We start from the raw sequence: 22,702 nt of genomic DNA, 5'->3' as shown, positions 1-22,702 counted from the left end.
TACGCCCCATTTCTGGAGACAACCTCCAACCCGCGGCGTTAGGCCCCCGCGCCAGGATCGGAGGTCTGTGCGGGTGCGGCCAGCACGTCGTCGATCCGGTACTCCTTGGCGGCGGCGACCGCGACCGACGGGTCGATCTCGCCGTCGCGGGCGAGCGCTTCGAGCACGGCGACTACGACCGATTCGGCGTCGGTGTTGAAGTACCGCCGGGCCGCGGGCCGGGTGTCGGAGAACCCGAACCCGTCGGTGCCGAGCGTGACGTAGGTGTTGGGCACCCACGGCCGGATCTGCTCGGAGACCGCCCGCATCCAGTCCGACACCGCGACGACCGGGCCCGCGGTGGACTCCAGCGCCGAGGTCACGTAGGGCACGCCTGCGGGCCGGTCGGGATGGCGGAGCAGTTCCTTCTCGACGGCGACCCCGTCGCGATTGAGCTCGCCCCAGCTGGTCACCGACCACACGTCGGCCGCGACGTCCCAGTCCGCGGCGAGCAGGTCGGCGGCCCGCAACGCCTCGGGCATGGCCACGCCCGAGGTCAGGATCTGCGCGACGTTCGTGCGTTTCTCGGTTGCGCTGCGATATTTGTACATGCCCTTCAGCAGACCCTGCGGGTCGAAGTCCTTCGGCTCCGGCGGCTGCACGTAGGGCTCGTTGTAGATGGTGAGGTAGAAGAAGACGTTCTCGGGGTCCTCGCCGTACATCCGGGCCAGGCCGCTTTCCACGATGTAGGCGATCTCGTAGGCGAACGCCGGGTCGTAGGCCACGACCGCCGGGTTGGACGCCGCCAGCAGCAGCGAGTGCCCGTCGGCGTGCTGCAGGCCCTCACCGGTCAGCGTCGTGCGACCGGCGGTGGCGCCGAGCACGAAGCCGCGGGCCATCTGATCGGCCGCCGCCCACAGTCCGTCACCGGTCCGCTGGAACCCGAACATCGAATAGAAGATGTAGATCGGGATCATCGGCTCGTCGTGGGTGGAGTAGGACGTGCCGACGGCGGTGAACGACGCCGTCGAGCCGGCCTCGTTGATGCCCTCGTGCAGGATCTGGCCGACCTCGCTCTCCTTGTAGGCGAGCATCAGTTCGGCGTCGACGGCGGTGTACAGCTGGCCGTTGCGGTTGTAGATCTTGAGGTTCGGGAACCACGAGTCCATGCCGAACGTGCGCGCCTCGTCGGGGATGATCGGCACCAGACGCTTGCCAATCTCCTTGTCCCGCAACAGTTCCTTGAACGTCCTCACGGTCGCCATGGTGGTGGCGACGGCCTGGGTGCCCGAGCCCTTCTTCAGCGACTTGTAGACGTCGCGGCTGGGCAGGGGCAGCACCTTGGTCTTGTTGCGACGCGCGGGAACGAAGCCGCCGAGCGTGCGGCGCCGGTCCAGCAGGTAGCGGATCTCCGGTGCGTCCGGCCCCGGGTGGTAGTACGGCGGCAGGTACGGGTTCTCCTCGAGTTGGGAGTCCGGGATCGGGATGCGCTGGGAGTCGCGGAAGTCCTTGAGGTCTTGCAGCGCAAGCTTCTTCATCTGGTGGGTGGCGTTGCGGCCCTCGAAGTGCTTGCCGAGGGTGTAGCCCTTGATGGTGTGCGCCAGGATCACCGTCGGCTGGCCCTTGTGCTCCATCGCGGCCCGGTAGGCGGCGTACACCTTGCGGTAGTCGTGACCGCCGCGCTTGAGGTTCCAGATCTCGGCGTCGGTCATCGGCTCGACGAGTGCCTTGGTGCGGGGGTCGCGGCCGAAGAAGTGGTCGCGGACGTAGGCGCCGTCGTTGGCCTTGTAGGTCTGGAAATCGCCATCCGGTGTCGTATTCATCAAATTCACCAGGGCGCCGTCCTTGTCGGCGTGCAGCAGGGCGTCCCACTCGCGGCCCCACACCACCTTGATGACGTTCCAGCCCGCGCCGCGGAAGAACGACTCCAGCTCCTGAATGATCTTGCCGTTGCCGCGGACTGGTCCGTCGAGGCGCTGCAGGTTGCAGTTGATGACGAAGGTCAGGTTGTCCAGACCCTCCAGCGCCGCCACGTGGGCCAGGCCCCGGCTCTCGGGCTCGTCGGTCTCGCCGTCGCCCAGGAACGCCCAGACGTGTTGGTCGGAGGTGTCCTTGAGGCCGCGGTCGTGCAGGTAGTGGTTGAACCGCGCCTGATAGATGGCGTTCATCGGGCCCAGGCCCATGGACACCGTCGGGAACTCCCAGAAGTCGGGCATCAACCGCGGATGCGGGTAGGACGGGATGCCGCCGCCCGGATGGGAGTGTTCCTGACGGAACCCGTCGAGCTTGTCCGCGGTTAGCCGGCCTTCGAGGAAGGCGCGCGCGTAGATGCCGGGGGAGGCGTGGCCCTGGATGAAGACCTGATCGCCACCGCCGGGGTGGGACTTGCCGCGGAAGAAGTGGTTGAACCCGACCTCGTACAGTGCGGCCGACGACGCATACGTCGAAATGTGGCCGCCCACACCGACTCCCGGCCGCTGGGCGCGGTGCACCATGATGGCGGCGTTCCATCGGATCCAGGCGCGGTACCGGCGTTCGACGTCCTCGTCACCGGGGAACCACGGCTCGAGTTCGGTGGGAATGGTGTTGACGTAGTCGGTGGACGTGAGTGCCGGAATCGCGACGCGCTGTTCGCCAGAACGCTCCAGTAGGCGCAACATCAGATACCGCGCGCGGGCCGGGCCGGACCGTTCGAGCAAGGCGTCGAAGGACTCGAGCCACTCGGTGGTCTCCTCGGGATCGATGTCTGGCAGATAGGAGGCCACACCGTCCCGGATGACTCGCACCCGATCGGGTTCGCCTGCGGTGCCAGAGTTTTGGGCCAGGTCTTGGCGCGCGAACTCGGTGGTCAACTACGGCTCCTCGGTAGGCGTGATCGGGGGCTCGTGGCCCCGTCACCCGCGATTTCGGCGCTGTGTCCAGCGTCGTGTCCATCGTGCCCCCATCGTGCCGTACTCGGGCGGCCGGGGTTGGCATAGGAGGAATGACCCGGCGACCGGTGGGGCCAACCGGTACCGTCGGAAACTGTGAGTACGTTGTGGCACGGCGGGCGACTGCGCGTGGCCGGCATGGTGGCCGGCAGCCTCGCTGCCCTGGCGATGATCGTCGTGGGGTGTAGCTCCCTCACCCAGGGGGTGGCGCGGGTCGACAGTGCGCAGGCTCCCGAGTACCGCGCGTCGGTCAGCTCGGCGAGCGCGGCCTCCGAGTCCGCCCGCCAGGTGGCGGTGACCAAGGCCGCCGTGCATACGTCCTGCGATGCCCTCGGGGACAGCAGCAATGCCTCCGTGCAGGCGGTGAACACGTACGTGGAGGCCTACAACGACGACGCGCCCGACGCGTCGAGCAAGATTGGGCCCGCGGTGGATTCGCTGAATCAGAGCGCTGACCAGGTCGCGGGAAGCCTGTCCGCGCCGCTGTCGCCCGATCTGACCAATGCGCTCAACGGGTGGGTCGACTCGGCGCGGCAGTTGGCCGTCGTGCTGACGCGCAACCCGGGCCCCGACGAGTTCAACGGCGCGATCCGCCAACTGAACGACGCGAAGACGGCCGCAGGGACGGCCTGCGATGCCGCATATTGATGCTTCGGAGCGCCAGACGTCGGGTAAGTGCCCAAGGCGTGCGACGATAGGGCAAAGCTGACACGCTGGCTGAAGGAGGAAACGGTGGTTGCGGCGGACTCGCCGAACTACGCCCGAAAGCTGGGCATCGAGAAGAATCAGGTCGTCCAAGAGCTGGGTTGGGACGAGGACACCGATGACGACATCCGGTTCGACATCGAGGACGCAAGCGGCAGCGAGCTCCTCGACGAGGACGCCGAGGAGGTCGTCGACGTCGTCCTCCTCTGGTGGCGCGACGACGACGGCGATCTCGTCGACCGTCTGATGGACGCCATCACGCCGCTGGCCGAGGACGGTGTCGTCTGGGTCGTGACGCCCAAGACGGGCCACCCCGGACACGTGCGCCCCGCCGACATCGCCGAATCCGCCCCCACCGCAGGTCTCGTGCAGACCTCGTCGGCCAACCTGGGCGACTGGATCGCCAGCAGGCTGGTCCAGCCGAAGTCGAAGTCCGCGCCGCGGCGCTAGCGTGTTGGACGTTGGCGCCGACGCGCCCGACTTCACGCTGAAGGATCAGCACGGACGACCGGTCACGCTGAGTGCGCGACTGCGCGTCGACGACGTGCTCCTGGTGTTCTTCCCGCTCGCCTTCACTGGCATCTGCGCACGCGAACTCGCCGACATCCGCGATCACCTCGGCGACGATCCCCGCGTACTCACCGTCTCCGTCGGCCCCCCGCCGACGCACAAGGTCTGGGCCAACCAGCAAGGCCTCACCATGCCGATACTGTCCGACTTCTGGCCGCACGGAGCGGTGGCCCAGGCCTACGGGGTGTTCGACGAGGCAACGGGCGTCGCCAACCGCGGCACCTTCGCCGTGCACCGCACGGGGGTCATCACCTTCGCCCAGATGAAGGGGCCAGGAGAGCTGCGCGAACCGTCGGTCTGGGCGGCCGCACTGGCCAGCCTGACTGCCCGGCAGGATTTCCCGTCGCACCCGCCCGCCGTGTAGCCTGCCCGAGCACGGGCGTGTAGCTCAGTGGTAGAGCTCTGGTTTTACACACCAGCGGTCGTGGGTTCGATCCCCTCCGCGCCCACCACCATCGAACTCATATCTCTGGATCTCGTGTCCGCGGATCCCGATGGGGTTCGACTCCCCTGATGCCCAAGGAGATTCGCATCCGCGTCATGGGCACGGCAAGGGGTCCGACGTTGCACGAGTAGGCGCGCATCAGGCGGTGACGTCGCCCCTGTATGCCATGCTGCCGCGGTGCCGATGGAGCAGACGAAGCCCGTCAAGGATCAGGCGGTCGTCTTCACCTTCGCGCTGGCGGTGGTGGCCGTTCTGACGGCGGCGGCCACCTTCGCGGTCAGTCTCGTTCCGCCGGGCAATTGGCTCGTAGGTGTGCGGATCCTGGCGGCCAGCCTCGCGGTGTCGACCGCCGTCGTCGGCTTCTTCAAGTTCGGGAACGAGCGCGCGTTCAAGCTCCAACAGGAACACGAGCGGGCGTCGCTCGACCAAGCCTTGAAAGCGGAGTCTCGTCGGACGTCGCTTCTCATCAATGGAGCCATGCTCGGCACTGCCGACAAGCTGCGCCGACTCTCCGTGCTGGATCAGGCATCCAAGGACGCAGAGATCAGCGGGTTTCGTACGTCGATCGTCAGCAAGGTCTGCGATCTGGTCCAGAGCGAAGCGCCACGCGCCGCCTACTTTCGGGTCCAAGACCTGGCTGCCCGATCCCGGGTGATGCGGTCGGGCCCCTACAGCGACTCGCGAAATCGCGAGGACGCCTTCACGAGCGAGTTCATCGAGGGCCATGGAGGTGACCAGGGGGTATGGACCCTGATAGACAGCGGCGACGTCGAGTCCAGCAACGACACGAACGCCACGGTTCCCGACTCGTGGGACGCCTCGAGGAATCGGCAGTACAGGTCGTTCGTGTCGGTCGCAGTTCGCGCCGACAAACTGGCCTTCGGCATGCTGACGGCCAACACGCTTGAGGCCGAGGGATTCTCGCTGTCAGACGTCGCATCGATCAAGGTGCTTGCTCACCTGCTTGCCGCTGCCGAAGCCACGTCGATGACACCCGCCCGCATCACCAAAGCCTCCCAGCAGCGAGGGAACTGAAGATGTGTCCAATGGGTCTTCGTCGTAGCGCCCAACTATCCTGGTGTCGTTCCGGAAGGGGTGCGTGATGGCCAAGACCGTCGAGTTCCATGACGCCGACATGCGTCGCGCCTGGGCGGAAGCCGATGCCGCCGAACGTGACGCGGAGCAGAATCCCGAGCGCGCGGCAGAACGCCGGCGTCGGCTGATCGAGTGGGTCGAAGCACGCGCCTGACGGCCTGGTGTGCGTCGTCTACGAGACGTTGCGGCCCCTGGATCGTATTGCTTCCTACCGACGCCACCGTCCACCCTCGGCGGCCACCGCCGCCCACCGCCAACAGCACGTCGGCCCCCCGGCTCCCACGCAGATCCGTCGCCCGCGTCACCAAAATGTTCAGTCGGCGGCGTCGACGGGTAGAGACGAACTGACAACGTCGACTAGGAAAGGACTCGTCATGGGAGACAGCGGACCCGAAGAAGCAGCCAAGGGCATCGTCGAAGACGTCAAGGGCAAGGTCAAGGAAGTCGCCGGCATCGTCACCGATCGTGACGACCTGAAGAAGGAAGGCGAGGCCCAGCAGGACAAGGCCGAGGCGCAGCGCGACGTCGCCAAGAAGGAAGGCGAGGCCGAAGCGGCTCGCAGTGCCGAGAAGGCCGCCGAAGCGCGCCAGAAGGCAGCCGAGTAGCCACCTTCACGACTGCACCGACCCGGCGGAATGTCCTCGCGCAGAGGGCATTCCGCCGTTGTCGTTTGCGCGTACCGGGCACCTGACTACAGTGAGGTGCCCACCCGGCCCGACGCGTAGAGGGGCAGCCATGGATCCCGAACCGACGTCGGCACCGATACGCGCGGACCTGGAGTGGCTGCTCGGCGTCGACCTGAGGGACCTGACGTCGGAGTCGGGCTGGATCGCAGCGGCATTCTGCGAGCAGAACGGGTTGTCGATCAACGAGTTTCGGGCCCTGCTGTTCGTCATGGTCGCCGAGGCCAACGGTATGGCGCTCTCCGCGGGCGATCTGCGCGACAGGATGGGTCTGTCCGGCGCGGCCATCACCTACCTGGTGGACCGCATGGTGGGCCAGGACCACCTGTGCCGTGAGACCGACCCCACCGACCGGCGCCGGGTCATCCTCCGCCACGCCGACCACGGCAGGGACATCGCGCAGACCCTGTTCGCGGGCTTCGGCGAGGCGGGGGACATGGCGTTGGACGGTGTTCCCGACGCCGATCTCGAGGCCGCCCACCGCGTGCTGCGCGCATTCATCGAGGCGATGACCACCGCCAGGATCCCGGAGCGCTCCGAGCAGCTATGACCGCCTGCCGTACCGGTCGGCGAGCTTCTCCTCGGTCGTGAGCGGCGCGGGGTCGGTGGCCCGCGACTCGATCTGCGTCCTTTCGAGGCGACGCTGCCTGACCTCGGCGAACACGAAGTAGCCGACGCCGATCGGCGCGATGATGCCGAACGCGATCCACTGGATGCCGTAGGACAGGAAGGGTCCGGCGTCGAGGTGCGGCAGTCCGATCGTGCCGAGACCGCCGGGCTGGTCCCCGACGAGTTGCAGGTAGGACCCCGCCAGGGGCACACCGGTGACGGCGGATATCTGCGGGACGTTGATGGAGTACACCTGCTGCAGACCGTCTTGGCGGAACGGATCCTTGCCCGCGACGACGCCCTCGGAGTCCCGCAGACGCGCGGTGATGGTGACGGGGCCGCTCGGTGCGGCGGCGAACTCGGGCACGCTCTCGCCCTTGACGGGTTTGACGTAGCCACGGTCGACGAGCACGGTGGGGCCCCCGTCTACGTGGAACGGCAGCAGCACCTCGTAGGCGGGATGCCCGTCCACGACCCGGAGTCTGGCGAGCACCTGGGCGTCGGTCTGATACCGGCCGGTCGCCGTCACCTGGCGCCACTGCGCGCCGGCCGCGGACGAATCCTGTTGCGGCAGAAGGCTGCTCACCGGTACCGGGGCCTGGGACAGCGAGCGGGCGATCTGATCGTTCTCGCGCGAGGTCCTGGTGTTCTTGCCGAGCTGCCAGGGCGCCAGCACCGTGAAGCAGAGATAGGCGAACGCGATGGCGACGACGTACAGCGCCAGCCACTGGGGCTTGAACAGGAACGTCAACCGGCGCATCAGCTCGCGACGTCCCGCTGCTCGAGTTGGTCGTCGATCCAGTCGTGCAGTCCCGGCAGCGACGCCTCGATGACCGCCAGGGTCTCCTCGAAGTCCTCGACGGTTCCGTAGTAGGGGTCCTCGACGTCAAGGGGATGGGCGCCCGAGCGCGGATCGAAGGATCGCATCATGCGGACCCGCTCCGGTGCCACCCCCTGGTCGTGCAGGATGCGGAGGTGGTTGCGCCCCATGGCGACGACCAGGTCGGCATCCCTGTGGTCGTCGTCGAGGAGCGACGCGCTGTGCGCGGTCGGGTACCCGTGCTCCCGCAGCACGCGGGCGGCCAGTTCGTGAGTGGGTTCCCCGACGTGCCAACCACCTGTGCCGGCACTCGTCACGCGCACGGCGTCGGCGAGGCCCCGCTCGGTGAGTTGGTGGGCGAGCATCTTCTCGGCCATCGGTGAGCGGCAGATGTTTCCCGAGCAGACGAACGTCACGTGCAGCGGTGGGCTAGACACCCAGCACCTCCCGCAGGTCGGCCATCGTGGCCACGTGCCGGAAGGCGACCACGGAATCGGGTTGCCCGAAGTCCGTTGCGCCATAACCCCATTCGACGACGACGGTGTCGATGCCGTGTGCCGCCGCGCCGACGACGTCATGGGAGCGATCGCCCACCATGAGCACGTGTTCCGGCAGCGGTGCCAGCTGCGCGAGGGCGTGGGCGAGCACGTCGGCCTTCGCCGAGCGGACGCCGTCGGTGCTGGCCCCGGCGATCACCTCGAAGTAGCCGTCGATGCCGAAGTGCTCGACGATGCGCCGCGCCGTCACCTCGTTCTTCGACGTGGCGACCGCGAGGCGCACGCCGGCCGCGCGCAGGTCGACGAGCAGGTCTTCGATGCCGTCGAAGAGGCTGTTGTTCGACCACCCCCTGGCGGTGTAGTCCGCGCGGTAGGCGGCGAACGCCTCGTGGGCCTTGGCGCCGAGTCCCATCGCGGTCAGCGTCTGGTGCATGGGCGGCCCGACGACTCGGCCGGCGAGGTCGCCGTCGGGCACCGGGGCCCCGATCTCGTCGAGCGCGTGCCGGAAGCTCGCCACGATCCCCGCGGCGGAATCGGTCAGCGTGCCGTCGAGATCGAATATGACTAGCTGGGGGCTCACCCGTCCATTGTCTACTGTCTTCTTGTGGGCAGTCCTTCCCGGTCGTTCGAAGCGCGGAGCCGCGGTGTGGCACCGCGGGCCGCCACGACGGCGGGTACCTCGCGGTGAGCGCGCGACTGTCCGACGTCATCGGCGTGCTCGAGGCCGCCTACCCGCCGCACCTGGCGGCCGACTGGGACTCCGTCGGGCTGGTCTGCGGCGACGCGAGCGAATCGGTCGACTCGGTGACGATCGTGGTCGACGCCACCGCGGCCACCGTCGCCGAGACACCCGAGCGCGGCCTGCTGCTGTCGCACCATCCGCTGCTGCTTCGGGGCGTGGACTCGGTGGCCGCTCACACGGCGAAGGGCGCCATCGTGCACGGCCTCATCCGCCGCGGCAGTGCCCTCTTCACCGCTCATACCAACGCCGACTCCGCGGCTCCCGGCGTGTCGGACGCCCTCGCCGAGGCGCTCGGTCTGGTCGTCGAGGGCGTGCTGTCCCCGGCCGACGCCGGCGAGCACCTCGACAAGTGGGCGGTGTTCGTCCCCCCGGAGTACGCAAAACCCGTGCGCGAGGCCATGTTCGACGCCGGAGCCGGCCACATCGGTGACTACGCGCACTGCAGTTGGAGCGTCGCGGGCAGCGGTCAGTTCCTGCCACTGGACGGCGCGTCCCCGGCCATCGGGACCGTGGGATCGGTCGAGCACGTGGCCGAGGACAGGATCGAGATGGTCGCGCCCGCGGGCCGCCGCGGCGCAGTCCTGGCCGCGCTGCGGGCCGCGCACCCCTACGAGGAGCCCGCCTTCGACGTGCTCGCGCTCGCGCCGCTGCCCTCCGACGTCGGCATCGGCCGCATCTGCGCGCTGCCTGCGCGAGAAACCCTGTCGCAGTTCGTGTCCCGGGTCTCCCGCGGGCTGCCCGCCACGTCGTGGGGAGTCCGCGCCGCGGGGGATCCCGATGCGGTGATCGGCCGCGTCGCGGTGTGCGGGGGAGCGGGGGACTCGCTGCTGCACACGGTGGCCTCGGCGGGTGTGGACGCCTACGTCACGGCGGATCTGCGGCACCATCCCGCCGACGAGCACCTGCGGGTCTCCGACGTCGCCCTCGTCGACGTCGCGCACTGGGCCAGTGAATACCCGTGGTGCCACCAAGCCGGCGCGCTGCTCAGCGCGCAGTTCGGCGACGCGCTCGACGTGCGCGTCAGCCAGATCCGCACGGATCCATGGAATCTAGAGAAGGACGCATAGCGCAATGAAGGCTCAAGAGATGCAACAACGTTCGGTTCTCGAACTGGCCAAGCTCGACGCCGAACTGGGCCGTCTGGCCCATCGCGCCACGCACCTCGACGAGCAGCGCGCGCTCGACGAGGTGCAGGCCGCTCACCGGGCGGCCAACGATGCGCTCGCGGCGCTGGGCATCGCGCTGGAGGACCTGGACGGCGAGATCGCCAAGTTCGAGGCCGAGATCGAGTCGGTGCGCAAGCGCGAGGACCGCGACCGTGCGCTGCTCGACGGCGGCACGGTCGACGTCAAGCACGTCGGTGAACTGCAGCACGAGCTGGAGACGCTGGAACGCCGGCAGGGCAGTCTGGAGGACTCGCTGCTGGAGGTCATGGAGCGCCGCGAGACGCTGCAGAGCGATCGGGCCGAGCAGCTGGTCCGCATCGACGAACTGCAGACCCAGCTGGCCGCGGCACGGGCCGCCCGCGACGCGGCGCTGGTACTGATCGACGAGGCCAGGCATCAGGCGACCGAGCGACGGGCCGAGGTGTCCGCATCGGTGGACGCCGACCTGGTGGCGCTCTACGAGCGGCAGCGTGCCGGTGGCGGTGTCGGGGCGGGCCGGCTGCAGGGCGGCCGGTGCGGTGCGTGTCGCATCGAGATCGATCGGGGGGAGTTGGCCCGCATCTCCGCCGCCCCCGAGGACGAGGTGCTGCGTTGTCCGGAGTGCTCGGCAATCCTGGTGCGCGTCAGGGACTTCAGCGAATGAGAGTGATCGTCGAGACCGACGGCGGAGCGCGCGGCAACCCGGGGCCCGCCGGATACGGCGCCGTGGTGTGGTCCGCCGACCACGACCGCGTCCTCGCCGAGAGCAGCGCGTCCATCGGCGTCGCGACCAACAACGTCGCCGAATACCGCGGGCTCATCGCGGGTTTGGAGGCGGCCGCCGAGGCCGGGGCCACCGAGGTGCTCGCCCAGCTGGACTCCAAGCTCGTCGTCGAGCAGATGTCGGGCCGGTGGCGCGTCAAGCATCCCGATCTGATCCCGTTGCGCGAGCAAGCCCTCGACCTCGCGGCGGGCTTCGACGACGTCGACTACCGGTGGATTCCGCGCGCCGAGAACGCCCATGCCGACAGGTTGGCCAACGAGGCGATGGACGCGGCGGCCGACGTTTCCGAGCCCAAATCGTCTGCCGCGGAAGCCATCTCACCCGCCGGCTGGACGGGTGCCCGCGGTGCCCCGACCCGCTTCCTGCTGTTGCGCCACGGCCAGACCGCGCTGTCGGTGGATCGGCGCTACTCCGGCCGCGGCAATCCGGCGCTGACCGACGTCGGCCGGCGCCAGGCCGAGGCGGCCGCCCGTCATCTTGGGCAGCGGGGCGGTGTCACGGCCGTGGTGTCCTCGCCGCTGCAGCGCGCGTTGGAGACCGCCACGCTCGCAGCCAAGGCCCTCGGGTTGGACGTCACGGTCGACGACGACCTCATCGAGACCGACTTCGGCGAGTGGGAGGGGCTGACGTTCGGCGAGGCGGCGCAGCGTGACCCCGACGTCCACGGTCGGTGGCTGCGCGACACCGGGGTGGCCCCTCCCGGCGGTGAGAGCTTCGACGCCGTGGCCACGCGCATCGGGCGGGCGCGCAGTCGGCTCATTGCGCAGTACGGCGATGCGACGGTCCTGGTGGTGTCGCACGTGACGCCGATCAAGACCATGCTGCGGCTGGCCCTCGACGCCGGGCCCGGCATCCTGTACCGCCTGCACCTCGACCTGGCGTCGCTGTCGATCGCCGAGTTCTACCCCGACGGCGGCTCGTCGGTCCGGCTGGTCAACGAGACGGCGTATCTCGACTAGGCCCCTTCGTCGCGGTGCAGGTGCAGTCGTTCCCCGTGCGGACCGAAGATCGCCACCGCCTCCACGGGACCGTCCACGGCACCGAACCAGTGGGGCGTCCACGTCGAGAACTCCACGGCCTCACCGGGTTTGATCGTGAAGTCGCGCTCGCCGAGGATCAGCCGCAGACGTCCGGCGAGGACGTACATCCAGTCCTGACCGTCGTGCACGGGGAGCACGTCGGGCGGCGTGCGCCGGCGCGCGCTGACCCGGATCTTGAACGCGTGCAGTCCGGCGGCCGGCCCGTCGTTGGTCAGCGGCCAATAGGTCACGCCGTGGCGGGTGTGCGCCGTGCCCCTGACCCGTGGGTCCTCCGTGTCCGGCGCACGCAGCAGATCGTCGGTGCTCACCGCGAGCGCCGCGGCCAACCGGGGCAGATGGTCCAGCGCCAGGCGGCGCTTGCCCGATTCGAGCCGACTCAGCGTCGACACGTCGAGGTCGGCCCTGGTGGCCACCTCCTCGAGCGTCAGCCCCCGCTGGGTGCGCAGTTCGCGTAGCCGCCGACGGACCCTTAGGTCCACGTCCTCGGCGCTCTTTGCCTGCATGGCAAAAGATGTTGGCAGTTCGCGTTCGGATCGGCAAGGTGGACGTCATGGATCACGAAGCGAACGAATGGGATTGCGTCGTCGTCGGTGGCGGAGCGGCGGGTCTGAGTGCGGCACTGGCGTTGGGGCGGGCCAGGCGGCACACGCTGGTGGTCGACGCCGGTGCGCAGAGCAACCTCCCGGCACCGGGGATCGGCGGGCTGCTCGGGCACGACGGTCAGCCGCCGTCCGCGCTCTACGACGCCGGTCGCACCGAACTGCAGGCGTATCCGAGCGTCGAGGTTCGCCGGGGTGAGGTGGTCACGGGTAGGGCAGCTACGGACGGCCTGGCACTCGAACTCGCCGACGGCAGCCGCGTGCGCGCGCGGAAGGTGCTGCTGGCGACCGGGATGACCTACCGGGCGCCGGAGCTGCCCGGGTTGGCGGAGCTGTGGGGGAGATCGGCGTTCCACTGTCCGTTCTGTCATGGCTGGGAGATGCGCGACCAGCCGCTCGCGGTGCTCGCCGACGGGGATCGCGCGGTGCACATGGCGCTCATGCTGCGCGGCTGGACCGATGACGTCGTGGTCCTACCGAATGGCGGCAGCGAACTCGATGCCGAGCAGTCGGCGGCGCTGACCGCAGCGGGGGTCAGGGTCGACGACCGGAAGATCACTGAATTCGTCGGCGCAGCAGGTGAATTGCGCGAGGTCGTCTTCGCCGACGGAACCCGCCTCGCCCGCGCGGGGGTGCTCGTCGCCACGTCACTGCACCAGCGTTCGCCGCTCGCGGCGCAGCTCGGGGTCGCGACGGCGGCCGCGGGCCCGGTCGTCGCGGACGCACTGCAGGTCGACGCGTTCCAGCGCACCTCGGTCGAGGGTGTCTTCGCCGCCGGTGACGTCTGCTCGCAGATGCCCCAGGTCGCGGCCTCGATCGCGACGGGCTCGCTGGCCGGTGCGGCGATCGTCCAGAGCCTGCTCGGCGACGACTTCGGACTGCCCGTGCCGCCATGGCCGACGTCGGAGGCGCAGACCTACTGGGAGGCGCACTACGGCCAACGGGAGAAGATCTGGAGCGGCAGGGTCAACGCTCAGCTCGCCGTCATCGCGGGCGACCTCGTCGCGGGCCGGGCGCTCGACCTCGGCTGCGGGGAAGGGGGCGACGCGGTGTGGCTCGCCGAACGCGGCTGGCAGGTCACCGCGGTCGACGTCGCCGACACCGCCCTCGAGCGGGCCGCCGCCGAAGCCGAGGGCCGCGGCGTCTCCGACAAGATCCGCTTCGAACGCCACGACCTGTCCGACACCTTCCCCGCGGGCACCTACGACCTGATCTCCGCGCAGTTCCTGCACTCGACGGTGCGTCTCGAACGGCCTCGGATCCTGCGTCGCGCGGCGGAGGCGGTGGCGCCCGGCGGCCTGCTCGTCATCGTCGACCATGCCGCCGCCCCGCCGTTCGCGAAGAAGATTCCGCACGACCACCCGTTCCCCAGCCCGGAGGAGGTGCTGGCCGAGCTGAATCTGCCTGCCGGACAATGGGATCGCCTGCGCGTCGAGCAGGTGGACCGCGATGGCACGGGGCCCGACGGGGAACCCTTCACCTGGCGCGACAACGTCATGGTGCTGCGCCGCCACTAGGGTTCGGCGTCGACTCTGCGGTGAGGGCGCAGAAGTGCGGGAGAGCCTCGGTGAGGCACGCCCTCACCGCAGAGTCGAGCGAGGGGAGTACGGTGATCGCGCGGACGAGTTGGCCGGGCGGCCGCGGACGTCGGATCTCCGGCGTTCGAGGAAAGTCCGGACTTCACAGAGCAGGGTGATTGCCAACGGCAATCCGAGGTGACTCGCGGGACAGTGCCACAGAGAACAGACCGCCACCCGAGAGGGTGGTAAGGGTGAAACGGTGCGGTAAGAGCGCACCAGCATTCCGGGTGACCGGAATGGCTAGGCAAACCCCACCCGAAGCAAGGCCAAGAAGGCCGCAACCTGGTTGCGGCTGCGCAGACGTTCGAGGGCTGCTCGCCCGAGTCTGCGGGTAGGCCGCTCGAGGCACCCGGTGACGGTGTGTCCAGATGGATGGTCGCCGCCTCGCCGTCAGTCATGACGGCGCGGAACAGAATCCGGCTTACAGGCCAACTCGTCCGCCCTCGCTCAGGTGGCGGCGCGCACCGACTTCTTCAGCTGCTTGAGCGCCTCGCCGAGTAGCTCTTCCGAACGCCGGGCGACCTCGGACTCCAGTTGGTACAGCACGCCGTAGGTGAAGGTGTCCTCACCCGCGGCGTGCGCCGCGAGCGCCTCGGACGACAGGTGGGTCCGACTGACGACACTGTCCTGGTGGTCGCCGAGCAGCGACTGGATCGACTTGGCGCTCTCGGCGACCTTGGGCTCGCCCAGCGCGGACGCCGTGTAGCGAAGTTGCTTGGCGCGCTTGCGAATCTTGTGCAGCGCTTCGTCGGCGTCCCGGTCGGAGACCGCGTCGTCCGCGGCCGCGGCGTCGGCCTTCTTGGCGGCCTTGCGCACCCGCGCGTAGGCGGCGCCGACGGTAACCTGGCCGGCGTCGCCCCCGTCCTGCGACGGCTGCGGCGCCGTGGCGATCACGGCGTCGAGCGCGTCGAGCATGCGGAAGTACCGTTCGGAGCGCAGCGCCACCAGGGTGCGCTTCCACCCGGCGTGGTAGCGCCGCTTGGCGCCCTCGACCAGCCGTTCGCGGACCGGACCGCGCACCAGCTCCTCGGGCAGCCCGTCGAGCGCGTCGGCGTACTTCTCGGCCAGCACCTCGGCGTCGCGGGCCACGCCGAGGATGCCCGCCAGCTCCTTGAGCTCGGTGAGCAGCAGCGAGTCGTCGCTGATGCCGAACGACGCCTCCGACCCGCGCAGCAGGCTGCGGATCTTGCGGGTGACCACCCGCATCTGGTGCACCGCGTCCCACGCGTCGGCGCGCACCGCCCGGTCCCAGACGAGCAGCTCGTCGACCTGTTCGGCGACCGCGCGGTGCACCGGGTCCTTCGATCGCGGCGGGGGTTTCGGCGCGGTGGCGCTGAGCACCTTGGCCAGCTTCGAGCCGTGGCCCGCCGGCTCGGCGCCCGCATCGAGCAGACGATTGGCGAGTCGGTCCAGCAGCGCGGCGCCGGGATCGGCCGCCACGCCCTCGGCGAGTTCGAGCTCCCACTCCCGCCATTCCTGCGGCGGGCCGTCGGATTCGGCGGACGCGCGGACGATGTCGTCGCAGAACTCCGCGACCACCGCGTCGTCGGGCCCGTACAGCAGGTCCACGATGCGGGTGGTGGAGATCGTGGCGACCGGGCGCAGCGGACGGTCCCGCACGATCGCGAGGACGACGTCACGCAGTTCCTCGGGCACGACGTAGTCGGGCGCGTCCGCTCCGCCGAGCGGGAGCCGCACCTCGGTTCTGGCATCGGCGCCGGCGGGCAGCTTGAGATGCCAACCGGCGTCGGGTCCGCCTGTGCGACGACGCAGCGTCACGCGGTGCGCGGCGAGGTCCTGGCCGGGGGTGTCGAAGTACACCGCGTCGAGCCGTTGCGCGGGCGTGCGCTGCACCCGGGTCACCGCCGACAGTCCCTCGAAGGACGGGGCGACGGTGCCCTCGACGACCGCAAACTTGCGCTCGACCTCCGTGTGGCGCGACGGTGTGCGCTTGTCGGTTGGCATCTTCACCTTCTGAGAGCTGGGGGGCACGAGGTGAACAGGTTGCCACACGCAAGTGAACAGACGGCCCCGCGCGACGGGGGCGTTACAAACGGGTGCGATAACGTCTCGGCATGCCTGAATTCGACACGCTGACGTTCGCGCAGTCCGGACCCGTCACCAGCATCGTCCTCGACCGGCCCGACGCGGCCAACGGCCTGAACGACACGATGACGCGCGAGCTGGCCGAGGCCGCCGCGCTGTGCGACACCGACGCGACGAAGGTGGTGACGCTGACCGGCGCGGGCCGGTTCTTCAGTGCCGGAGGCGATCTCAAGGCCATGGCCGCTGCGCCCGACCCCGGCGCGTTCGTCAAGGGCATCGCCGACGACCTGCACCGCGCGATGTCGACGTTCGCGCGGATGGACGCGGTGCTCATCACCGCCGTCAACGGTGTCGCGGCGGGGGCGGGCTTCCCGCTCGGGGTGTCCGGGGATCTGGTGCTCGCCGCGGAGTCGGCGTCGTTCACGATGGCGTACACGAAGGCGGGGCTGAGCCCCGACGGCAGTTCGTCGTACGTGCTGCCCCGGCTCGTCGGGCTGCGACGCACCCAGGAACTGATGATCACCAACCGCGTGCTGACCGCGGCCGAGGCACTCGACTGGGGCCTGGTGACGGCCGTCGTCCCCGACGCGGATTTGCCCACCCGCCTGCAGGAGTTGGCCGCCAAGACGGCCGCCGGCGCGCGGGGTTCGCAGTCCGCGGTGAAGAGGCTGCTCCTGACGACCTATGCCGCGCGCTTCGAGGACCAGCTGGACTACGAGGCCCAGCTGATCTCCGAGTGCGCGAACTCCGCCGACGGCAAGGAGGGCATCAACGCCTTCCTCGGCAAGCGCAAGCCGGAGTTCTCCTAGCCGCTAGAAGGAGTGTTCCTCGGCGGGGAACGAACCGGCCGCCACCTCGGCCGCGTATTGCGTTGCCGCCCTGCGCAATTCGCCGCCGACGTCGCCGAAGCGCTTGACGAACTTTGCGGTCTTGCCCGCGGTCATGCCCGCCATGTCCTGCCACACCAGCACCTGGGCGTCGCAGTTCGGTCCGGCCCCGATGCCGATCGTCGGGATGGTCAGCTTGCCGGTGATCTGGGTGGCCAACTCGGCGGGCACCATCTCGAGCACGACGGCGATGGCCCCGGCCTCGGCCACCGCGATCGCATCGTGGATGGTCTGCTCGGCGGCGTCGCCACGCCCCTGGACGCGGAACCCGCCGAGGCCGTTGACGCTCTGCGGCGTGAAGCCGATGTGCGCCACGACCGGGATGCCCGCCTGGGTCAGCGTCGCGATCTGGTCGGCGACCCGCTCGCCGCCCTCGATCTTGACCGCCGCAGCGCCGGACTCCTTCAAGAACCGCGTCGCGGTCGCGAGCGCCTGCTGCGCGCCCGCCTCGTAGCTGCCGAACGGCAGATCAGCCACGACCAGAGCGTGGGGAGCGCCGCGGACCACGCCGCGGACCAGGGGTATGAGTTCGTCGGCCGTCACGGGCACGGTCGTGTCGTAGCCGTAGACGACGTTGGCCGCCGAGTCGCCCACCAGGAGCACGGGGATCTCGGCGTCGTCGAAGGCGCGGGCGGTGGAGTAGTCGTAGGCCGTCAGCATGGCCCACTTATGGCCCTCGGCCTTCCACTTCAGCAGGTGATGGGTGCGTACCTTGGTGCGGGGCTTGGCCGGATCGGACACAGCGCCATACACGGTCTGCTCAGACATCGTTGTCCCTAATCTCGTCGAGGCGTTCCTCGAGGCCCATTCGGGTCCCCGGGTCGTTGTGACCTCCCCAGTGTGGCACTGCGACCGGCGTAGGTGAACTCCCGGTGAAGTGCATTTCCTCACACCGATACCGGCGACGCGCCTAGCATCGGCGGAATGCAACGGCTCAGCGGACTCGACGCCAGCTTCCTCTACCTCGAGACCGCGGCCCAGCCGCTGCACGTGTGCTCGGTGCTCGAGATCGACACGTCGACGATTCCCGGCGGCTACTCCTTCGAACGGCTGCGGGAGGCGCTGAGCCTGCGCATCAGGGCGATGCCGGAGTTCCGGGAGAAGCTCGGCGACAACCGATTCAACCTCGATCATCCGGTGTGGGTGGAGGACAAGGACTTCGACGTCGATCGGCACCTGCACCGCATCGGTCTGCCATCGCCGGGTGGCCGCGTCGAGCTGGGGGAGATCTGCGGACACATCGCGTCGCTGACCCTGGACCGTAGCCGCCCGCTGTGGGAGATGTGGGTCATCGAGAACGTGGCGGGCACCGATCCGAACGACGGCGGGCGGCTCGCGGTCCTGACGAAGGTGCACCATTCCGGCGTCGACGGCGTGACGGGGGCCAACCTGATGTCGCAGCTGTGCACGACCGAGGCCGACGCGCCCGCACCCGAACCGGTCGACGGCGTCGGCGGCGGCTCGGATCTGGAGATCGCGGTGAGCGGCGCCGTGCGGTTCGCCACCCGTCCGCTCAAGCTGTTCGACGTCGTGCCCGCCACGCTGTCGACGGTGGTCGACACCGTCAAGCGGGCCCGCAGCGGGCTGACGATGGCCGCACCGTTCGCGGCTCCCAAGACCCGCTTCAACGACACCGTCACCGCCCGCCGCAACGTGGCCTTCGCGCAACTCGATCTCGAGGACGTCAAGGCGGTCAAGAACCACTTCGGCGTCAAGGTCAACGACGTCGTGATGGCTCTGGTCGCCGGTGTGCTGCGCACCTTCCTGGAGGACCGCGGCGAGCTGCCCGACAGCACGCTCGTCGCGATGGTTCCGGTGTCCGTCCACGACAAGTCCGACCGACCGGGCCGCAACCAGGTCTCCGGCATGTTCGCCAATCTGCGGACCGACGTCGAGGATCCCGCCGAGCGGCTCAAGCTCATCGCGGACGCGAATTCGGTTGCGAAGCAACACAGTGCGGCCATCGGGGCGACACTGCTGCAGGACTGGTCGCAGTTCGCCGCGCCGGCGGTCTTCGGCGTGGCGATGCGGGTCTACGCCTCGAGTCGGCTGACGAGCGCCGCCCCCGTGCACAACCTGGTCGTGTCCAACGTTCCCGGCCCGCAAGACCCGCTGTACTTCCTGGGCGCCAAGGTCAAGGCGATGTACCCGCTCGGTCCGATCTTCCACGGCTCCGGCCTCAACATCACCGTGATGTCGCTGAACGGCTCGGTCGACGTCGGCCTCATCTCGTGTCCCGATCTGATGCCCGATCTGTGGGACATGGCCGACGACTTCGCCGTCGCGCTGGATCAGTTGCTCGCCGCCACGCGGTAGTCGCGGGCACCGCCCTCAGCTGGAGCGACGGTGGCTCATGGCAGCATGACAGCCATGAACTTCAGACGCGGCGTCCTCGCGGCCACCTTCGTGGTGTTGCTGGTAGCCGGGTGCAGCCGGGTGGTGGACGGCCGCAGCGTCATCGCGACGCCGCGCCCGGGCAGTCCGGTCGAATGGTCGCAGTGCGACCTCGCGTCGTCCGACGTCCGCATCCCGGCCGGCGCGCAGTGCGGAATGCTCTCGGTCCCCGTCGATTACGCCAAACCCGACGGCGCGGTCGCGCGACTGGCGATGATCCGGTTCAAGGCCACCGGCCAGAAGATCGGCTCCCTCATCGTCAACCCCGGCGGGCCCGGCGAGTCCGGGGTGCAGGCCGCCGCGTCGGTGGTGGGAGCATTGCCAGAATCGGTCAGGCAGCGTTTCGACCTGGTCGGGTTCGACCCGCGCGGGGTGGGTGCGTCCACGCCCGCGGTGTGGTGCAACTCCGATGCCGACAACGACAAGCTGCGGGCCGACCCGCAGGTCGACTACACCCCCGCCGGCGTCGCGCACATCGAGTCGGAGACCAAGGACTTCGTCGGCCGCTGCGTGCAGAAGATGGGCGACGAGTTCCTCGCCAACGTCGGAACCGCAAGCGTCATCAAGGATCTCGACGCCATGCGGGCTCAGCTGGGTGACCAGAAGCTGACCTACCTCGGCTACTCCTACGGCACCCGCATCGGGTCGGCCTATGCGGAGGCCTACCCGCAGAACGTGCGCGCGATGATCCTCGACGGCGCCGTCGACCCCAACGCGGATCCGGTCGAGGCCGACATCCGCCAGGCCGCCGCCTTCCAGACCGCCTTCAACGACTACGCCGCCGACTGCGCCAAGAGTCCGAGCTGTCCGCTGGGCACCGACCCCACCAAGGCCGTCGACGTCTACAAGGACATCGTCGAGCCGCTGGTGCAGCACCCCGCCGCGACCAGGGACCCGCGCGGCCTGAGCTACAGCGACGCCATCGTCGGCACCATCCTGCCGCTGTACTCACCGAACCTGTGGCGGCATCTCACGCAGGCGCTGACGGAGCTGAAGAACGGGTCGGGCGACACCATGCTCACGCTGGCCGACCTCTACATGGGCCGCGATGCGCAGGGGCACTACAACAATTCGACCGACGTCCGGGTCGCCGTGAACTGCGTCGACCAGCCCGCCGTCACCGACCGCGCGAAGGTCGTCGACGAGGACCGGCGCACGCGCGAGGTCGCCCCGTTCATGAGCTACGGACAGTTCACGGGCCACGCGCCCCTGGGCACGTGTGCCTTCTGGCCGGTGCCGGCGACTTCCACGCCGCATCGGATCGACGTGAAGGGCCTGCCTCCCGTGCTGGTGGTGTCCACCACGAACGATCCGGCGACGCCGTATCAGGCGGGCGTCGAGCTCGCCAAGGAGCTCGGCGGTTCGCTGCTGACCTTCGACGGCACCCAGCACACCGTGGTGTTCCAAGGCAATTCGTGCGTCGACGACATCGCCGCGAAGTACCTCGTCGACGTCGTCGTGCCGCCGCCGGGCGCCAGGTGCTGATCCGGCCACTGCACCAATCACGTTCGCGTTAGGTCACCATCGCATCACCGTACGGTTGCCGAGTGGTCTCTGCTCGCACCGGCCAGGTACCCCGGCGCTCGCCGCATGTCACCATGATCGCCATGTGGTGGGTGGGCAGGCTGACCGCGGCGCTGCTCGTCATCCTGGTGTCGACGGCGCTCGGCCCGCGGGCATCGGCGGCGCCGGAGGATCAGGCCGCGCTGCCCTACGGCCAACCCCCGGTCTGGGGCAGCTGTGCCGGGTTCCTCGGAGCCGTCCAGACGCTCCCGACCGCGCAGTGCGGACAGGTCACCGTGCCCATCGACTACGCGAATCCCGAAGGGCCGCAAGCGCAATTGGCGGTCATCCGAGTGCCCGCGACCGGTGACCGCATCGGCGCGCTGATGGTCAACCCCGGCGGTCCCGGCGCGTCCGCCGTCGACACCGTGGCCACCATGGCGGCGGGTCTCGTCGACACCGACATCGGTCGCCGCTTCGACCTGGTCGGGTTCGATCCGCGCGGCGTCGGTCACTCGACACCGCAGATCCGCTGCCGCAGCGACGCCGAGTTCGACGCCTTCCGCCGCGAGCCGCTGGCGGACTACAGCCCGGCCGGCGTCGCGCACATCGAGGCCGTCTACCGCCAGCTCGCCAGGGAATGCGTCGCCGGTACGGGGCGCGACTTCCTCGCCAACGTCGGGACCGCGTCGACGGCGCGGGACATGGACGTCGTCCGCGCGGCACTGGGGGACGACCAGATCAACTATCTCGGCTACTCCTACGGGACCGAGCTCGGCGCGAAGTATGCGCAGCTGTTCGGCGACCGGGTGCGCGCCATGGTGCTCGACGGCGCCGTCGATCCGAGCGCCGATCCGGTGAGCGACGGCGTCCGCCAGCTGGCCGGGTTCCAGACCGCGTTCGACGACTACGCCGCCGCCTGCGCGCAATCCACCGACTGCCCGCTCGGGCAGGACCCGACGCAGTTCGTCGCGCGGTACCGCCAGCTGGTCGACCCCCTGGTGCAGCGACCGGGGCCTACGTCGGATCCGCGCGGGCTCAGCTATCAGGACGCCATCACCGGCACCGCCAATGCGCTATACACGCAACGCTATTGGAAGTTTCTGACGAGCGGTCTGCTGGGCCTGCAGCGCGGCACCGACGCGGGTGATCTGCTGCTGCTGGCTGACGACTACCAGGGCCGCAACTCCGACGGGCACTACTCCAACCAGCAGGACGCGTTCACCGCGATCCGGTGCGTCGACTCGCCCTATCCGACCAGTCCGGCGGTGTGGGCCGAGGCGGACCGCGAGGGCCGGGCCGCGGCGCCGTTCATGGCCTACGGCGACTTCACGGGTCAGGCGCCGAGCGACGTGTGCGCGATGTGGCCGGTGCCCCCGACGTCCTCACCCCAGGACGTCGCCTCGCCGGGTCCCGGCAAGGTCGTGGTGGTGTCGACGACGCACGACCCGGCGACCCCGTACGACTCCGGTGTGGACCTCGCCCGCGAACTGGGCGCGTCGCTCATCACGTTCGAGGGGACCCAGCACACCGTGGTGTTCCACGGCGACGCCTGCGTGGATTCCGCGACGGTGGCGTTCCTCGTCGATTCCGTCCAGCCCCCGGCGAACCTGGTGTGCGAGCACTAGCACCAGCGGCGTAACACGGAA

Annotated in this window: 22 protein-coding genes, 1 tRNA gene and 1 other RNA gene; 17 read left to right on the top strand and 7 right to left on the bottom strand. The window is 69.4% G+C overall.

All coding sequences use genetic code 11. From position 1 onward, the window contains the following. Positions 1–38 precede the first annotated feature (38 nt). On the bottom strand, positions 39–2,831 hold the full coding sequence (aceE, locus tag G6N60_RS17390) for a pyruvate dehydrogenase (acetyl-transferring), homodimeric type (protein WP_163739587.1): 2,793 nt from the start codon (positions 2,829–2,831) through the stop codon (positions 39–41). 174 nt (positions 2,832–3,005) lie between these two features. Here aceE and G6N60_RS17385 point away from each other — a divergent pair, with 174 nt between their 5' ends. The 8 genes from G6N60_RS17385 to G6N60_RS17350 all read left to right on the top strand — a co-directional run bounded on the left by G6N60_RS17385 (position 3,006) and on the right by G6N60_RS17350 (position 6,957). Then, on the top strand, positions 3,006–3,557 hold the full coding sequence (locus G6N60_RS17385; protein ID WP_246240798.1) for an Rv2240c family protein: 552 nt from the start codon (positions 3,006–3,008) through the stop codon (positions 3,555–3,557). A gap of 84 nt (positions 3,558–3,641) precedes the next feature. Continuing rightward, complete coding sequence (locus tag G6N60_RS17380; protein ID WP_163739585.1) at positions 3,642–4,064, top strand: DUF3052 domain-containing protein; 423 nt, start codon at positions 3,642–3,644, stop codon at positions 4,062–4,064. 1 nt (position 4,065) lies between these two features. Further along, the gene (locus tag G6N60_RS17375) at positions 4,066–4,548 is read left to right on the top strand and encodes a redoxin domain-containing protein (RefSeq protein WP_163739584.1); all 483 of its coding nucleotides are present in this window, start codon (positions 4,066–4,068) and stop codon (positions 4,546–4,548) included. 13 nt (positions 4,549–4,561) lie between these two features. Beyond that, positions 4,562–4,636, top strand: a tRNA-Val gene (locus G6N60_RS17370). A 176-nt stretch (positions 4,637–4,812) separates the two neighbouring features. After that, positions 4,813–5,664 carry a hypothetical protein gene (locus G6N60_RS17365; protein WP_246241263.1) on the top strand — a complete coding sequence of 284 codons (852 nt, stop codon included), beginning with the start codon at positions 4,813–4,815 and terminating at the stop codon, positions 5,662–5,664. Positions 5,665–5,731: 67 nt separating this feature from the next. Continuing rightward, positions 5,732–5,878 carry a hypothetical protein gene (locus G6N60_RS17360; protein ID WP_163739580.1) on the top strand — a complete coding sequence of 49 codons (147 nt, stop codon included), beginning with the start codon at positions 5,732–5,734 and terminating at the stop codon, positions 5,876–5,878. 220 nt (positions 5,879–6,098) lie between these two features. Next, positions 6,099–6,329 (top strand): microaggregate-binding protein 1, encoded by a 231-nt coding sequence (mbp1, locus tag G6N60_RS17355; protein ID WP_163739578.1) that lies wholly within the window; start codon positions 6,099–6,101, stop codon positions 6,327–6,329. Positions 6,330–6,459: 130 nt separating this feature from the next. Next, positions 6,460–6,957, top strand: a complete 498-nt coding sequence (locus G6N60_RS17350; protein ID WP_163739576.1) for a MarR family winged helix-turn-helix transcriptional regulator — start codon at positions 6,460–6,462, stop codon at positions 6,955–6,957. On the opposite strand, the gene G6N60_RS17345 is transcribed toward G6N60_RS17350, so the two are convergent. The 3 genes from G6N60_RS17345 to G6N60_RS17335 are packed head-to-tail and all read right to left on the bottom strand — an operon-like array spanning position 6,952 to position 8,913. Further along, the gene (locus G6N60_RS17345; RefSeq protein WP_163739574.1) at positions 6,952–7,776 is read right to left on the bottom strand and encodes an SURF1 family cytochrome oxidase biogenesis protein; all 825 of its coding nucleotides are present in this window, start codon (positions 7,774–7,776) and stop codon (positions 6,952–6,954) included. The two genes, G6N60_RS17350 and G6N60_RS17345, sit on opposite strands and share 6 nt — an antisense overlap. Continuing rightward, positions 7,776–8,273: a low molecular weight protein-tyrosine-phosphatase gene (locus G6N60_RS17340; protein ID WP_263992864.1), complete on the bottom strand. Its 498-nt coding sequence runs from the start codon at positions 8,271–8,273 to the stop codon at positions 7,776–7,778. Before G6N60_RS17340 ends, G6N60_RS17345 begins: the two co-directional genes overlap by 1 nt. Next, the gene (locus G6N60_RS17335; protein WP_163739570.1) at positions 8,266–8,913 is read right to left on the bottom strand and encodes an HAD-IA family hydrolase; all 648 of its coding nucleotides are present in this window, start codon (positions 8,911–8,913) and stop codon (positions 8,266–8,268) included. The genes G6N60_RS17340 and G6N60_RS17335 overlap by 8 nt, the downstream gene beginning before the upstream one ends. A gap of 104 nt (positions 8,914–9,017) precedes the next feature. Between G6N60_RS17335 and G6N60_RS17330 the strand changes: the two genes are divergently transcribed. Genes G6N60_RS17330 through G6N60_RS17320 form a run of 3 tightly spaced genes read left to right on the top strand, consistent with a single transcriptional unit; the run spans position 9,018 to position 11,963 of the window. Then, positions 9,018–10,142, top strand: a complete 1,125-nt coding sequence (locus G6N60_RS17330) for a Nif3-like dinuclear metal center hexameric protein (protein WP_163739568.1) — start codon at positions 9,018–9,020, stop codon at positions 10,140–10,142. A 4-nt stretch (positions 10,143–10,146) separates the two neighbouring features. After that, entirely contained in the window at positions 10,147–10,884 is a 738-nt protein-coding gene (locus G6N60_RS17325) for a zinc ribbon domain-containing protein (protein ID WP_163739566.1), read from the top strand. Continuing rightward, complete coding sequence (locus G6N60_RS17320) at positions 10,881–11,963, top strand: bifunctional RNase H/acid phosphatase (RefSeq protein WP_163739564.1); 1,083 nt, start codon at positions 10,881–10,883, stop codon at positions 11,961–11,963. Before G6N60_RS17325 ends, G6N60_RS17320 begins: the two co-directional genes overlap by 4 nt. On the opposite strand, the gene G6N60_RS17315 is transcribed toward G6N60_RS17320, so the two are convergent. Continuing rightward, the gene (locus G6N60_RS17315; protein ID WP_163739562.1) at positions 11,960–12,547 is read right to left on the bottom strand and encodes a type II toxin-antitoxin system RelB family anti-toxin; all 588 of its coding nucleotides are present in this window, start codon (positions 12,545–12,547) and stop codon (positions 11,960–11,962) included. The two genes, G6N60_RS17320 and G6N60_RS17315, sit on opposite strands and share 4 nt — an antisense overlap. A 47-nt stretch (positions 12,548–12,594) precedes the next feature. On the opposite strand from G6N60_RS17315, the gene G6N60_RS17310 reads away from it, so the two are divergent. Further along, entirely contained in the window at positions 12,595–14,160 is a 1,566-nt protein-coding gene (locus G6N60_RS17310) for a bifunctional NAD(P)/FAD-dependent oxidoreductase/class I SAM-dependent methyltransferase (RefSeq protein WP_163739560.1), read from the top strand. A gap of 105 nt (positions 14,161–14,265) precedes the next feature. Further along, positions 14,266–14,663: RNase P RNA component class A (rnpB, locus tag G6N60_RS17305), an RNA gene on the top strand. A 7-nt stretch (positions 14,664–14,670) separates the two neighbouring features. Here the strand turns inward: rnpB and G6N60_RS17300 are convergent. Continuing rightward, positions 14,671–16,188 carry a CYTH and CHAD domain-containing protein gene (locus G6N60_RS17300; protein WP_163739558.1) on the bottom strand — a complete coding sequence of 506 codons (1,518 nt, stop codon included), beginning with the start codon at positions 16,186–16,188 and terminating at the stop codon, positions 14,671–14,673. Positions 16,189–16,298: 110 nt separating this feature from the next. On the opposite strand from G6N60_RS17300, the gene G6N60_RS17295 reads away from it, so the two are divergent. Further along, positions 16,299–17,078: an enoyl-CoA hydratase/isomerase family protein gene (locus tag G6N60_RS17295; protein WP_163739556.1), complete on the top strand. Its 780-nt coding sequence runs from the start codon at positions 16,299–16,301 to the stop codon at positions 17,076–17,078. 3 nt (positions 17,079–17,081) lie between these two features. Here G6N60_RS17295 and panB read toward each other — a convergent pair whose 3' ends face one another. Next, entirely contained in the window at positions 17,082–17,924 is an 843-nt protein-coding gene (gene panB, locus G6N60_RS17290; RefSeq protein WP_163739554.1) for a 3-methyl-2-oxobutanoate hydroxymethyltransferase, read from the bottom strand. A gap of 156 nt (positions 17,925–18,080) precedes the next feature. Here panB and G6N60_RS17285 point away from each other — a divergent pair, with 156 nt between their 5' ends. The 3 genes from G6N60_RS17285 (at position 18,081) to G6N60_RS17275 (ending at position 22,681) form a co-directional block, all read left to right on the top strand. After that, positions 18,081–19,472, top strand: a complete 1,392-nt coding sequence (locus G6N60_RS17285) for a WS/DGAT/MGAT family O-acyltransferase (RefSeq protein ID WP_163739552.1) — start codon at positions 18,081–18,083, stop codon at positions 19,470–19,472. Positions 19,473–19,526: 54 nt separating this feature from the next. Then, entirely contained in the window at positions 19,527–21,035 is a 1,509-nt protein-coding gene (locus tag G6N60_RS17280; protein WP_163739550.1) for an alpha/beta hydrolase, read from the top strand. Positions 21,036–21,148: 113 nt separating this feature from the next. Continuing rightward, positions 21,149–22,681, top strand: coding sequence for an alpha/beta hydrolase (locus G6N60_RS17275; RefSeq protein ID WP_163744132.1), 1,533 nt, complete (start codon positions 21,149–21,151; stop codon positions 22,679–22,681). Positions 22,682–22,702 lie beyond the last annotated feature (21 nt).

The organism is Mycolicibacterium madagascariense (assembly GCF_010729665.1).
Taxonomy (GTDB): Bacteria; Actinomycetota; Actinomycetes; order Mycobacteriales; family Mycobacteriaceae; genus Mycobacterium; species Mycobacterium madagascariense.
The sequence above is the reverse complement of the archived record's forward strand: the minus strand, read 5'-3'. Positions and strand labels throughout refer to the sequence as shown.